The sequence below is a fragment of the Gottfriedia solisilvae genome (assembly GCF_002128405.1).
Lineage (GTDB): Bacteria > Bacillota > Bacilli > Bacillales > Bacillaceae_G > Gottfriedia > Gottfriedia solisilvae.
In genome coordinates, this window is sequence record NZ_NETJ01000001.1 from 537,243 (window position 1) to 552,419 (window position 15,177).

12 protein-coding genes are annotated in these 15,177 nt (G+C 33.8%); 2 read left to right on the top strand and 10 right to left on the bottom strand.

The window, feature by feature from the left end; all coding sequences use genetic code 11:
- Positions 1-5 precede the first annotated feature (5 nt).
- The 10 genes from CAB05_RS02615 to CAB05_RS02660 all read right to left on the bottom strand — a co-directional run bounded on the left by CAB05_RS02615 (position 6) and on the right by CAB05_RS02660 (position 13,856).
- Entirely contained in the window at positions 6-776 is a 771-nt protein-coding gene (locus CAB05_RS02615; RefSeq protein WP_087998255.1) for an ABC transporter ATP-binding protein, read from the bottom strand.
- Positions 777-794: 18 nt separating this feature from the next.
- Positions 795-2,063 (bottom strand): ABC transporter permease subunit, encoded by a 1,269-nt coding sequence (locus CAB05_RS02620; protein WP_087998256.1) that lies wholly within the window; start codon positions 2,061-2,063, stop codon positions 795-797.
- A gap of 9 nt (positions 2,064-2,072) precedes the next feature.
- The gene (locus tag CAB05_RS02625) at positions 2,073-3,056 is read right to left on the bottom strand and encodes a branched-chain amino acid ABC transporter permease (RefSeq protein WP_087998257.1); all 984 of its coding nucleotides are present in this window, start codon (positions 3,054-3,056) and stop codon (positions 2,073-2,075) included.
- 203 nt (positions 3,057-3,259) lie between these two features.
- Entirely contained in the window at positions 3,260-4,438 is a 1,179-nt protein-coding gene (locus CAB05_RS02630; protein ID WP_087998258.1) for a branched-chain amino acid ABC transporter substrate-binding protein, read from the bottom strand.
- 311 nt (positions 4,439-4,749) lie between these two features.
- The gene (gene parC / locus CAB05_RS02635; RefSeq protein ID WP_087998259.1) at positions 4,750-7,182 is read right to left on the bottom strand and encodes a DNA topoisomerase IV subunit A; all 2,433 of its coding nucleotides are present in this window, start codon (positions 7,180-7,182) and stop codon (positions 4,750-4,752) included.
- The gene (gene parE, locus CAB05_RS02640) at positions 7,182-9,155 is read right to left on the bottom strand and encodes a DNA topoisomerase IV subunit B (RefSeq protein ID WP_087998260.1); all 1,974 of its coding nucleotides are present in this window, start codon (positions 9,153-9,155) and stop codon (positions 7,182-7,184) included. Before parE ends, parC begins: the two co-directional genes overlap by 1 nt.
- Before the next feature lie 441 nt (positions 9,156-9,596).
- Complete coding sequence (locus tag CAB05_RS02645) at positions 9,597-10,007, bottom strand: CoA-binding protein (protein ID WP_371870377.1); 411 nt, start codon at positions 10,005-10,007, stop codon at positions 9,597-9,599.
- A gap of 95 nt (positions 10,008-10,102) precedes the next feature.
- Positions 10,103-11,299 (bottom strand): S1C family serine protease, encoded by a 1,197-nt coding sequence (locus CAB05_RS02650; protein ID WP_087998262.1) that lies wholly within the window; start codon positions 11,297-11,299, stop codon positions 10,103-10,105.
- Positions 11,300-11,375: 76 nt separating this feature from the next.
- Positions 11,376-13,178 carry a sensor histidine kinase gene (locus CAB05_RS02655; protein ID WP_087998263.1) on the bottom strand — a complete coding sequence of 601 codons (1,803 nt, stop codon included), beginning with the start codon at positions 13,176-13,178 and terminating at the stop codon, positions 11,376-11,378.
- Positions 13,179-13,181: 3 nt separating this feature from the next.
- Entirely contained in the window at positions 13,182-13,856 is a 675-nt protein-coding gene (locus CAB05_RS02660) for a response regulator transcription factor (RefSeq protein WP_087998264.1), read from the bottom strand.
- Positions 13,857-14,045: 189 nt separating this feature from the next.
- Between CAB05_RS02660 and plsY the strand changes: the two genes are divergently transcribed.
- Together plsY and CAB05_RS02670 are read left to right on the top strand one after the other, a co-directional pair.
- On the top strand, positions 14,046-14,648 hold the full coding sequence (plsY, locus tag CAB05_RS02665; protein WP_087998265.1) for a glycerol-3-phosphate 1-O-acyltransferase PlsY: 603 nt from the start codon (positions 14,046-14,048) through the stop codon (positions 14,646-14,648).
- 149 nt (positions 14,649-14,797) lie between these two features.
- Positions 14,798-15,166 carry a hypothetical protein gene (locus CAB05_RS02670; protein ID WP_087998266.1) on the top strand — a complete coding sequence of 123 codons (369 nt, stop codon included), beginning with the start codon at positions 14,798-14,800 and terminating at the stop codon, positions 15,164-15,166.
- Positions 15,167-15,177 lie beyond the last annotated feature (11 nt).

The window sequence follows — 15,177 nt, forward strand, 5'->3', positions numbered from 1 at the left end:
TTTCACTATGCAGTAGTCACTGCACTTTTTCCAAGATATGCTTCGATTACTTTTTGGTTATTTCTGATTTCTAGTGGTTTTCCTTCCGCAATCTTTTCACCATGATCTAAAACGAAAAGATATTCAGAAATTTCCATTACTAGCTTCATATCATGCTCGATCAGAACGATTGTTAAATTTAAATCATCACGCATTTGATAAATTAAATCTGTTAGTTCTTTCGTTTCTTTTGGATTCATACCAGCTGCTGGTTCATCTAAAAGTAAAATACTTGGCTTTGAAGCTAGTGCACGCGCGATTTCCAAACGTCTTTGTGCGCCATATGAAAGACTAGAAGATTCTTCATTATAAACATCGCTAAGCCCTACGTATTCTAACCATTTATAAGCCTCTTTCATTGCAGCTTTTTCAGCTTTTTTATAGCTAGGTAAATGGAATATTGTAGAAAATACACCGTATTTTAAGTGTTGATGCATACCGACCATCACGTTTTCTAAGGCTGTCATACTACTAAAAAGTCGAATATTTTGAAACGTACGAGCAATTCCTTTTTTAGACACTGCGTGAGGCTTCAATCCGACTAAACTCTCTTCTCCTAGAAGAATTTCTCCACTTGTTGGTGTATATACACCCGTAATCATATTAAAAAATGTTGTTTTACCTGCTCCATTTGGTCCGATTACCGCGGTAATTGAACCTTTTTGAATTTCGATATTTACATTATTTACAGCAGTTAATCCACCGAAACTTTTCGTTAAATTATTTGTTTTTAACATTTTTGTTTGCCTCCTCTCCTAAACTGAAACTGAACGTTGGTTTTCATCAACAACTGTTTGATCTACTACATCTTCTTTTGGAACAACCTTATTTCTGGCAGGTAATAAACCTTGTGGCCTAAAAATTGCGACTAAAATTAAGATTAAACCGAATATCATTCGTTGCATTTTAGAAGGAGAAAGTGCCGATGGAATATTTAGTACTCCATCTAATGTTAATTGATTTAAATAATTCGTTACTTCTGTTAAAACTTGTAAGTTTAGGATTGTAACAAGTGAAGCTCCTAAAATTACGCCAGGTACACTACCCATTCCTCCAAGAATTACCATAACTAGAATTGTAATTGACTCTAGTAATGTAAAGTTTGTTGGATCGATGAACATTTGTTTCGCTGCGAATACAACTCCCATCATTCCTGAGAACGATGCACCGATTGCAAACGCAATTAATTTTGTTCTAACTAAGTGAATACCTGAAGCTTGTGCAGCAATTTCATTTTCACGAACTGCTTGCCAAGAACGTCCAAGCTTAGAGTCTTGTAATCTTGTAACTCCTAAAATAACAATCGCAAGTACGACAAGTACTACATAATAGAACTGACTTGAATCACTAATTACATACCCAAATATTGTTGGTGATGGAATTGAAGAAATACCTTGAGCTCCACCTGTAATATTTACCGGTTTATCTAAGTTATTAAATACAATTCGAATAATTTCACCAAACCCAAGTGTAACGATTGCTAAATAATCCCCTTTTACACGAAGTACTGGAATTCCTAATAAAACGCCTGCAATCGCCGCGATAATCCCACCAATAATAATGAAAGCCCAAAATGAACTTCCAGAGAATGGTAAGAAATCTAATTTCAAGAAATTCTGTACTTGATTTGTTGAAAAAATTGCATAAGTATAAGAGCCAATCGCAAAAAATGCTACGAATCCTAAATCTAATAATCCAGCAAGTCCAACTACTACATTTAATCCAAGTGCCATGGCTACATAAATTCCAACTAGCGTCGCAACACCCATATATGATTCAAATGCAGAACCTTGTGAGGCTGCAAATGGCATTACAAGTGTAAGAATCAGAATACCGAGGCTCCATTTCAGCTTTACTGGAAAATTCGTTTTATATAATAGAAAAAGTGAAAATAAGATTAATAAAAATGCAGTTACAGATTCTTGTAAAAGGAACAGACCTAATACTGTTACAACGATATAGGAAGTTAAGAATATTGCTTGTAGCTTATTTGACTGTTTTACTTGTGCAAATAAATTATTCATAAGATCCACCTACACTTTCTCTGCCACTGGTTTACCGAATAAACCTTCTGGCTTAAAGATTAGGACTAGAATTAAAATACCAAATGCAAATACATCTTTATACTCTGAAGGGAAAATACCGTGTGTGATCGTTGATAAATTTGCCGCTGCAAACATTTCAATAATACCAATTAAAAATCCGCCGACCATTGCACCACGAATATTTCCAATTCCACCTAATACAGCTGCTGTAAATGCTTTTAACCCTAAAATAAATCCGATATAAGGATCGATTGTGTTGTATTGTAAAGCAAAAAGAACACCTGTTGCCCCACCTAATGCAGAGCCAAGGAAAAATGTTAAAGAGATAACTTTATTAACATTCACTGACATTAATGATGCAGTTTCACGGTCTTGTGCTACTGCACGCATTGCTGTTCCCCATTTTGTTTTATTGATGAAGTAATCTAATGAAATCATCATTACAACTGCAACAACAAGGATAATGATCGATGCTGATTTTATTTGGGCATTTCCAAATGAGGATAAGATAGAACTAGTATTAATTTGATGTTGTCCAGCAAATAGTGATGGACCAGTAATAATGTAATTTCCTTCTTTTAATTCAGCAATAAAACGAACGATATCTTGTAATAAGAATGAAATACCGATTGCTGTAATTAATGTAATTAGTTTTGGTGCTTTACGTAGTGGTCGATATGCGACACGCTCGATTCCCATACCGAGGAAACCTGTTAATACAGAAGCAATAATTAAAACAATAGCTAATAATAATATAGCTGGTAAACTACTTAAAAAACCAAGTCCAGTAAAAGTGATTAATACTGCTGTACCAATAAATGCACCTGCCATAAATATTTCACCATGGGCAAAGTTAATCAATTCGAGTATTCCATAAACCATTGTGTATCCTAGCGCAACAATTGCATAAACAGCCCCTAAGACAAGTCCATCAATTAATACTTGAGGCAGTGTATGGATTATTTCATTCATGTACGTACCCTCCTATAGATAGTAATATTCGTTATCTCGATTTTCAAAAACTGACATGTTTTTTACGATATTTAGAGAAAAAGAGTATCACGATATACGAGATACTCTTTTCTTTCACTAACATCCTTCAACCTTCATCGTCGTTTGCAATTATTCATTGCTATCGGCTGATCGGAGGTATTTTAAGGCGCTAGCTTTACTAATTATTTAGTAACTTCGCCTACTTGAGTACCAGGGTATTTAGCTTCTTTAAATGTATAGATGAATACTTTAGCGAATTTGTTGTCCCCTTTATCATCAAAGCCAACTTCAGTTACTACACCTTTATAATCTTGAATTGCACGAACAGCAGCAGCTACATCTTCACGAGATGGAGTTTTACCATCGCTATTTTCAATTGCGTCTTTTAAACCTTCTAATAATACGCCAGCTGAATCATATCCGTAAGAAGAGAAAGACTCAATGTTTTTCTTGAATTTCGCTTTATAGTCTTCTGCGAATTTTTTACCATTATCAGTTTTTAATGTATCTCCAGCTACTGAAGTGTAGTAGAAGTTTTTAACAGCATCTCCAGCGATGTCTACTAAGCCTGAAGAGTCCATTCCATCTCCACCCATGAATGGCATATTTAATTCTTTATCACGAGCTTGTTTTAACAGAATTCCACCTTCAGCGTATAGACCACCGAAGAATACTAGATCTGGATTTTTTGCTTTAACGTTGTTTAATACTCCGTTAAAGTCTTTATCTCCAACTGAAATACCTTCTTCACCAAGAATTTCAGCACCTAATTGCTCAGCAGCCGCTTTAAATTCGTTTGCTAAACCAGTACCATAAGCAGTTTTATCTTGAATGATAAAGATTTTTTTAGCTTTTAATGTATTGACTGCGAAATCTGCTCCAGCAGGTCCTTGGAAGTCATCACGAGCACAGATACGGTTAACTACGCTTAATCCACGATCTGTTACTTCATTAGCAGTATTTGAAGGTGAAACCATTACAAGATGATCTTTTTCATATTTTACTGAAGCTGGGATCGCAACACCTGAGTTTAAGTGTCCAACAACACCTAAAATTGATTTATCAGCACCTAATTGCTCAGCATTTGCTACACCTTTCTTCGGATCTCCTTGATCATCATAAGGAACAAGCTTCAAATCAAATCCTAATTTTTTAAATGCTGCCTTTTGATCATCTAAAGCTAATTGTGCACCTAATTTGATTGAATCACCTAAAATAGCATTATTCCCAGAAAGTGGTGTATTTGTTGCAATTTTGATAACTGTATTTCCATCCTTCTCACCGCCATTGTTACAACCAGCTAAAATACCCGCCGCTAATGATGCAGATGTTAAAATTGCAAAACCTTTTTTTAATACCATTATGTACTTCCCCCTTAATAACTTATTTTTTAGAAAATTTCAAATACTTAAGAAAATAGTAAGCGAAATTTTTGTATTAAACAAGTTCTTTTGGTTCAAAATATTTCGACAATTCTGTCGTTTTCTTGTTATTTTAGGAATATATTACCATTTAATAGTCAAGATTCTCCTATTTTCTTTAATTTCTAGCTATAGAAAAGCCATATTTAATCGCTATTTTCAAGTATTTTGCTCATAAAGAATAATTCTTTCTTCTATGCGACATTCTTCGACAAAAAAACCTATTCCAGATTTATGGAATAGGCATTTTTTTAGTTATTTTCTTCTTTTTTGTAGCGAATGATTGTTTTAATTTCTCCTGCTTCATCTGTATCCATTATAAATGATCCGTTACTATATTGATCACTATGACGAATACCTGCAGGATCGACCATTTCAAATTGACCTGATTTACTTAAAATTGCAAACATATCATTCTCGTTAATCGTATAAACACCAATTAACTGGTGAGGATTATTTTTCAAATCTCTGATGATTTTCGCACCTCTAGTTCCTCTTGAACTTTGAGGTATTGTATCTAATTTCATTTTCTTTACTGCTGCTCGATGAGTGGCACAGAATATATCTTTTACCGATTCCGAAACGATATCAGCTGAAACGACATAATCTTGATCTTTTAAGTTAATTCCTTTAACGCCACCAGCTCTTAGACCCTGGACACTAATTTCGTCTACTTTAAATAACAGTGTATAACCGTTACTTGTTGCAAGTAAAACGCGGTCTGTCTCACCTGAAACGCCTGCATAAATTAATGCATCATCATTCTTTATAGACATTCCGACAAGTGGTTTAGAATATCTCTGCACCTTTAATTGGCTAATACTTGTACGTTTCACGATACCATTTTTCGTTACAAATAATATAAAATCTTTATTCTCTTCAAAATTATTTACAATCGTTGCAGAAAGAATAGCTTCATCACGTTCAATTGGAATGATATTGGCTATATGTTGTCCCATGTCTTTCCATCTGATATCTTGCATTTCATGTATTGGTAAATATAAATAATTCCCTTTTGAAGTAAACAAGATTAAAGTATCTGTCGTTGTACTTTCTTTTTGATAAATTAAACGATCTCCTTCTTTCATTCCATAATCCTTACCATTTGAGGCAGAATATGACCTTGGAGTTGTACGTTTAACATATCCTTCGCTTGTAACGGTGATAATGACATCTTCTTGTGCAATAATGTCTTCTCTTACAATTTTAATTTCTTCAATTTCACCTTCGATTGTAGAACGACGATCATCAGCATATGTTTGTTTAATTTTCTTTAAATCTGTTTTAATAACTGATAAAAGCTTTGTTTCACTATTTAAAATAGTTTCTAATTGCTCTATTTTCTTGCTTAACTCTGCTGCTTCTTCTTGAAGTGCAGTGATATCTGTATTGGTTAATCGATATAACTGTAACATCACAATTGCTTCAGCTTGCTGTTCCGTAAAGCTATACTGAGCTATTAATTTATCTTTCGCATCACGTTTATCGTTTGCTGAACGAATAGTAGAAATAACTTGATCAAGTATAGATAAAGCTTTCATTAAACCTTCTACAACATGTGCTCTAGCTTTTGCTTTTCGCAAATCATACTTTGATCTATTCGTAACAACTTCTTTTTGGTGCTCAATATACGCGTCTAAAATAGCTGGTAATGACATTTGCTTTGGCGTACGATTGTAAATCGCAACCATATTAAAGTTATATGGAATTTGAAGTTCAGTATTTTTATATAAATAATTTAAAATCGCTTCATTATTCGCATCTTTTTTCAATTCGATAACAATGCGTAGTCCTGTGCGATCAGTCTCATCGCGAACCTCTGTAATCCCATCGACTTTTCGATCAAGTCGGACTTCATCTATCTTTTTTACTAAATTCGCCTTATTTACCTCAGCAGGAATTTCAGTAATGATTAATGCTTGTTTCCCACCACGTATATCTTCCGTATGAACACGGCTTCTAATAATAATTTTACCTTTACCTGTTTCATACGCTTTTCTAATGCCATCGACACCTTGAATAATCCCACCTGTTGGGAAATCTGGACCATGAATAACAGTCATCAGATCATCAATAGAGCAATTTTTACGATCAATTCTCATAATTGTCGCATCAATTACCTCTCCAAGATGATGAGAAGGTATTTCTGTTGCGTAACCTGCAGAGATCCCTGTGCTTCCATTCACTAATAAATTAGGGAACATTGAAGGAAGAACAACCGGTTCCATACTTGTGTCATCAAAATTCGGAACAAATTCAACTGTTTCTTTATCAATATCACGTAAAAGCTCACTAGCAATCGCAGATAATCTAGCTTCGGTATAACGCATTGCAGCTGGAGGATCCCCATCAATACTTCCGTTATTACCATGCATTTGAACTAATACATTTCTTAATTTCCAATCCTGACTTAAGCGTACCATTGCATCATATACTGATGTGTCCCCGTGAGGGTGGTAATTACCGATTACATTACCAACAGTTTTTGCTGATTTACGGTAAGGCTTATCTTGTAAGTTACCTTCATAAAACATGGAGTATAAAATACGTCTTTGAACTGGCTTTAAACCATCTCTAGCATCAGGTAATGCACGTTCTTGAATAATGTATTTACTGTATCGTCCAAAACGATCTCCTAAAATATCTTCTAAAGGGATATTATATAACTTTTCTGATGATACCATCAGTCTTCGCTCCCTTCTGATTCGACCTCAACTTGTTCGTTATTTAAAATTTTATCTTCTTCATCTAAATCAAACACAACATTTGATTCAATCCACTTACGTCTAGGCTCAACTTTATCACCCATTAGCGTAGTGACTCGACGGTCTGCTCTAGCCGCATCGTCTATTTTCACACGAATAAGCGTTCTCGTAACTGGGTCCATAGTTGTATCCCAAAGTTGGTCGGCATTCATCTCTCCAAGACCTTTATATCTTTGTAAAGTATATCCTTTACCAACCTTCTTAATTGCATCTTGTAGATCTACTTCAGACCATGCATATTCAATTACTTCTTTTTTACCTGAACCTTTGCTCACTTTATATAAAGGTGGGAGCGCGATGTAAACCTTACCTGCTTCAACCAGAGGTTTCATATAGCGATAAAAGAATGTCAGTAAAAGTACTTGAATATGTGCTCCATCTGTATCCGCATCGGTCATGATGACAATTTTGTCGTAATTAACATCATCTATATCAAAGTCAGAGCCTACTCCTGCACCAATTGCATGAATGATTGTATTGATCTCTTCATTTTTCATGATATCAGCTAGTTTTGCTTTTTCTGTATTGATAACTTTTCCACGTAAAGGTAGAATCGCTTGAAAACGACGATCTCGCCCTTGCTTCGCACTTCCACCTGCTGAGTCACCCTCAACTAGGTAAAGCTCATTTTTTTGAGGATTTCGCGATTGGGCAGGCGTTAATTTTCCGCTTAATGAAGTTTCAGAACGTTTTCTTTTTTTGCCACTTCTCGCTTCTTCACGTGCTTTCCTAGCCGCTTCTCTAGCTTGAAAAGCTTTTACAGCTTTTCGCACAAGTGAAGTTGCAATATCTGGATTTTCTTCTAAGAAATATGCAAGTTGATCAGATACGACTGAGTCTACAGCAGATCTCGCTTCACTAGTTCCTAGCTTCCCTTTCGTTTGTCCTTCGAATTGAAGTAGCTCTTCTGGAATTCTAACCGAAACGATTGCAGCTAATCCTTCACGAATATCCGCGCCTTCAAGGTTTTTATCTTTTTCTTTTAAGATATTTACTTTTCTAGCGTACTCATTAAATGCTCTTGTAAGTGCAGTTTTTGCACCAACCTCGTGAGTTCCACCATCTTTTGTTCGAACATTGTTTACAAAAGATAGCATTGTTTCTGAGTATCCATCATTGAACTGAAAAGAAAATTCAACCTCGATTTTATTTTGAATACCATCAAAGAATACAACCGGATGGATCGTTTCTTTTCCTTCATTTAAGTAGCTAACAAACGCTTCGATACCGTTTTCATAATAAAACTCTTCGAAAGCATCGTGACGTTCATCTTTAATTGTAATTTTTAATCCTTTTAGTAGGAATGCAGATTCTCTTAAACGCTCACATAGCGTATCAAAATTATAGTTAGTTGTACTAAATATTGTTGGGTCTGGTTTAAATGAAATCGTTGTACCAGTTTTTTTTGATTTTCCAACGATTTCTAATGAAGTAACTGGTTTACCACCATTTTCAAATCGTTGTTTGAAAATAGATCCTTCACGATGGATTTCTACAACAAGCCATTCTGATAATGCATTAACAACTGATGCACCAACACCGTGTAAACCACCACTTGTTTTATAGCCGCCTTGTCCGAATTTTCCACCTGCATGCAGAACAGTTAAAATGACTTCTGGGGTAGGTTTACCCATTTTATGCATCCCAGTTGGCATGCCTCGACCATGGTCTCTTACAGTTAAGCTATTATCTTTATGTATAATCACATCTATTTGAGTTCCGTGACCAGCTAATGCTTCATCTACGGAATTATCTACGATTTCGTAAACTAAATGGTGTAGACCTCTACTATCTGTGCTACCAATGTACATTCCTGGACGTTTACGTACTGCTTCTAAACCTTCCAGTACCTGTATCGCATCTTCGTTATATGCTGTTTCATTCTTTGCCAACACCATTTCTCCTTTCCATATTACACCTTACATAAGAACATCCGTTCCATTATATCATATACCGGATTAAAATGTTTCTTCTAATCGTTCATGTTAATGGTTTTTTCGTTAACTTACAAGTCGTTGAAGAAAAAAATAGTTAAATTGTCCTTTTTTTTATCGTCATTTTTTTAAATAGTTTAAATTTTTAAATCTTTCTAATATCATCGTATATTCTCTTTAGAAACTAAAAACTCACTGGGTTACAGTGAGTTCATAGTAGACAAAATATTAGAAAATAGACATTCAGACTAATTGAAAACGCTTGTCTTTCGAGGTGTGCAGGCTGGTGAGGAGCGGAGTTACCTTAGACGGTAATGAGCACCGCAGACAGACGAAACAACGAAGAAAGCGAGCGTTTGTCTATAGTCTGAACTCACTGGGTTACAGTGAGTTTTCGTTCTATCTTGTCATAGCATGTTCTACTTTAATACAACGATTCATAATAACTGTTTTGCCATTAGCTTTTAGTAGTTCATAGGCTTCTTCATTTTCTATACCTAGTTGTGCAAAGAACACATCACAATCTATTTTTAGAAAATCCTCTGCAACCGGCAAAAGATGCTCTGGTCTTCTAAAAACATTTACAATATCTACTTTTTCTTTAAGATCTAATAAACTTGGTACTGCTTTTTCTCCTAACACAGTGTCAACTGTAGGATTAACTGGGATGATTTTATAACCAGCGTCTTGCATTGCTTTACTTACCATGTAAGACGTTTTAGAGGAATCCGCTGAAAGTCCAACTACTGCAATAACTTTACTGTTCTTTAGAATTTGGCCTATTTCTTCTCTAGATGGGTATTTACTCATTATCTAATCACCCTTTCATTTACATAAATAAGCGAAAAGAGCAATCTCTTCGCTTATTCGTTATATATTCATCTTATTTTGTAAAAAATTTCCTGTCAATTACTTGATGCTAGCGTTAAAGTTAAATCTTGTTTTTTACCATCTCGGTAGAAAGTTACTTTTAATTTATCGCCGACTTTTTTATGTGAATATAAGTATTCTCTAATTGCAATTACATCTTCAATTGGTTGATCATCTAATTCGACAATGACGTCTAATTGTTGTAATCCCACTTTCGCTGCAGGAGTACCTGGATCCACATGAGTTACTACTGCACCTCTCGTAACAGATTCAGGTAATTTTAGAGATTCTTCAATATTAAATTGTGGAATTTCTTCTAAAGCTTTTAACCCTACTCCCATTACTGGACGTGTTACTTCGCCGAATTTTTCTAGCTGGTCAAAAACCGGTTTTGCTATATTAATTGGAATTGCAAAACCAATCCCTTCAACTGATTGCTCTGCTATTTTACTCGAGTTTATACCGATTAACTCACCCTTCGCATTAATTAATGCACCACCACTATTACCTGGATTAATTGCTGCATCAGTTTGAATAACTTGTGTTTGGTAATCTGCTACTCCATCACCATCAATATCTTGTGGGATTTCACGCGCTTTACTACTTACAATACCTTGTGTTACAGTGCTTTCTAAAAATCCAAGTGGATTCCCGATTGCGATTGCTGTTTCACCTACATTAATTTTTTCAGAATCTCCTAAATTAGCAACATTTGTAACATATTTAGCATCTATAGCTACTACAGCTAGATCTAATAATTCATCAGTTCCCACTAGTTTAGCATCTACTAATTTACCATCGGCCATTTTCACCTTTAGTTGTTTTGCACCTGATACAACATGGTTATTTGTTGCAACTAATGCTTTATTTCCGACCTTTTTATAGATTACCCCAGAGCCAGAACCAGCTTCTTGAGTGTCCATTGAAAAAGGGTTTGAAGATTGATAATTATTAACACCAACTACAAATTTACGAGCAGTTTGAATTGTTGAAGTAACATCTTCACGTGATACGTTAATGACTTGTGCTGGAGTTTGGTTTTCATTTCCGATTTCAGATTCGTTTGTTGTATTAATTAAATTGGGAGAAACAAGTGAAATCGTTACAGCTCCAATTACTGCACCAATAAAACCTGTTAATACATGTGATCCGCCTCTTCTGCCTTTGTTATATCGTTTATTGTTATGATCATTATTTTCATTTCTTAAATCTGTTTCATCATAATATCCCATATTTATTGCCTCCAATATGTAATAAATTATCTTGATATTAATTTACCCTAGCAATGTGTATTTACTGTGAACTTTTTTAACTATTTTGGAATTTTTTTAGAAAAAATGAAAATTCTACTCCATCTTCTTTATTATGGACGTTAATTTTTGAATGATGTAAATCTACTATTGTTTTTACAATGGCTAAACCTAAACCTGTTCCACCACTTTGTCTATTTCTAGATTCATCAATTCGATAAAAACGATCCCAAATTTTATCAATCTTGTCAGATGGGATTGGATTTCCTTCATTAAAAATAGAGATGTTTATACAATCATGATCATCTTTTAAGTTCACAATAATTTCACTTCCAGGTTTACCATAATGGATTGCATTCGAAAGGATATTAATTAGGACTTGCTCAATTCTTCTTTTTTCACCACTAACAAGTGTATCTTCTTCTACATTAGAAATCAGTTTACATCCATTATGCGTTGTTTTATGATCACAAATTCTATTTATCACATTTAGGGCAGACTCTACAATTAAGAAAGGTTCACTTTTCAGCTTATAAGTACCAGATTGCAGTTTCGATAGCTCCAACATATCTACAACTAAATCATTCATACGATCTACTTCTTCTAGTATTACATCTGCATAATAACCATTTTTCTCAATGTTTAATCCATCTTTTAAACCTTCCGCATAACTTTGCACAATACTTAACGGTGTTTTTAGCTCATGTGATACACCACTTATAAATTCTTTTCTAGTTTGTTCAAGCTGTTTTTCTTTTTCAATATCTTTTATTAATCTTTCATTTGCCTGCTGTAGATTATCGATCGTCAATGCAAGATTTTCAGACAATGTATTAATTGATTTTGACAGTTCTCCTATCTCATCCTCTGACTGTATGTTTATTTTCTCATTAAAATTTAACTTCGCTAATTGATTCGTCACAGCATTCAATTTAAGTAATGGTTTTGTAATGACTTTAGAGTAGTAAAATGAAACGACAATAATGAGTAACAAACCAATCATAAATGCGTATAAATAAAAATCTTTTAATACATACATCGCCTCGTTTACAGGTTGAAGTGATGTCATCGCAAATATGACCTCATTATATCCTTGCTCAGTTTTTAAAGGATATATCAAGACTTTATTGTCTAATCCATTCACTTTATCTAGATAATTAAACGTAAGTGGAAAGTCTTTTACTGTATAATTAGAAAAGTCTTCATTACTCTTTGTCCATTCTGTGATTGCCTGCATTAACGAGTTCATTTGAGCTGAATACGAATACTGATTTGCTAATGGTAAATGTAAATCGACTACTTTACCCTTTATCTCAATATTAATTAAGTCATTCAAATCATTATTTTGTGTAGACAATTTCACAGGATTAGCTGAAGGATTTTCTTCCTTCCATTCACCAAATTTCGTTTTAATATACATTGGAATAAAATAGTCATCTTCTATATATCCTCTAATGACGATATTCTCATTCTCTTTAATTCTCAAACTTAGAATTTCTTCAATTTGATCAGAATACAGTAAATTATTTAAAGGTACATATACTTTTTTACCTGATGTTGTCTGTACTGTTAAATCAAAATTATTCTCAGCTTTTAAAATACCTTTACGATCTAATACCGCCAAAGAAGTATTATATTTGGTAAAAAATCTTGTTAATTCATTTTGAAACTGTTTGTCAGATAAATTTCCTTTTTCATAAGTATGGACAAATTCCTTCAATTCTTCAGAGACTATATCAATTTTCTTTTTCGTATAAAAACCTTGTAGAAAAACTGATTGTCCAACGAACACAATCATTAAAAACACAATTAACAAAACAGTGATTGATAAAAAAAGCTTACTTACAATACTCTTTTTCATCCTTTACTCCTCAAACTTATAGCCAACTCGTATAACGGTTGTAATATGTTTTGCCTTCTCACCTATTTTGTGACGAAGTTTTTTGATATGTGTATCGACTGTACGACCATCTCCAACATAATCAAAACCCCAAATATTATTTAATAATTGATCTCGCGTTAGAACGATGCCTTTGTTTTCTATTAAATACGCTAATAATTCGAATTCCTTATGAGTTAAATGAAGTTGTTCTCTATTTATATAAGCTAATCTTGAAGAGGTATTGATCGTGATTCCGCAAATCGTTTTTGAATCAGAATCTTCCTCTTTCATTTCCATTGTTCGTCTTAGGACACTTTTTGCTTTTGCAACCAGTATTTTTGGACTAAAGGGCTTTGTAACATATTCGTCAGTACCCATTTCAAACCCTAATAATTGGTCCTCTTCCTCAGATTTAGCTGTTAACATGATAATTGGAAGATTTGATTTTTCTCTTATATATTTACAGACTTCTAGACCATCAATTTTAGGCAGCATCAGATCTAAGATGATTAAGTCAATTTCATGTTCATTAAATTTTTTGATTCCTTCCTCACCGTCAGCTGCTTCAATCACAATAAAATCTTCATTATGAAAATAATCTTTAACGATCTCCCTTAACCTTTTTTCATCTTCAATTAATAAAACAGTTGAGCTCATTTATTTTCACTTCCATTTATATTTTGAGATATATTACCATGTTATCATAATTATTTGAAACATTTCGAATAGAAGACTTTGAAAAAGATTTATGACGTACATTTCAAAAATCTATTTATTCAATTCAACTTGTGATAAAATGAAGGGAAAATGCACTTATATTTATTATGTTTGTAAAGGAGCTAGAAAATGAGCTTGTTCATCATTGTACTAGCCTATTTAATAGGCTCAATTCCGTTTGGATTAGTTATAGGAAAATCCTTTTACGGAGTAGATATTCGTCAACATGGCAGTGGAAATTTAGGCGGTACGAATACATTTCGTACGCTAGGTAAAAAGGCTGGAATTATCGTAACACTTGGAGATATATTAAAAGGTACACTAGCGGCATCATTACCAGTTTTATTTCATTATTCAGGCCCAGACTGGTTCAATCCATTATTAGTTGGTTTATTTGCTGTTATTGGGCATATGTATCCTATTTTCGCAGGTTTTAGAGGTGGAAAAGCTGTTGCTACATCCGCTGGTTTATTATTATTTGCATCACCTATTTTGTTTCTAGCACTTTTAATTTTCTTTATTTGTTGCTTAAAAATTACAAAATATGTATCACTTACATCAATGTTATCAGCAATAGCAGGTACAATTGGAGCATACTTTGCTGGCGAACATCTATTATTTATAATTATGATTGTATTGACAATCTTTGTTATATATCGTCACCGTGCAAATATTACAAGAATTATCAATAAAACAGAACCAAAAGTATCTTTTCTTAGCAAAAAGAAATAAAAATTTTATTCTAAATAAAACCTTACAAATAGTAAGGTTTTTTTGTTATCTATTTCATACTATTTGGGAAAATATACAAGTTTTATCATTGATTATTATGTAGATGATATTGTAATGAAGGGTAGGATGCAGTTTAATAGGAGGCTATCATGAAATATCATCCGTTTGTTTACTTTTCCGCTTTAAAATGGTGTTCATTCGGGTTTGAATTATTTTTTGGAATGCCGACATTCGGCCGCTTTCTTGTCTTAATTTCTGCTAATATTCTTCCTCTCATTTTAGGAATTGTTTACTTAATCACATTGTACCTTGCTAGAAACCATGGCCAATTTACAATTGGTTCTATTGCAGGTTTAATTACTCTTTTTATTGAATACATTTCCCCATTAGCGTGGATTATGCATCTTATTACAGCTGTCATACTGCTTGTTGAAAGTATACAAGCAACGATAACGCTTAATAAGAAGGAGTATATAGTAAGGGATGAAGATGAAGACGCGTTCCTATTAGAAGCATGAGTGTTTTAAAT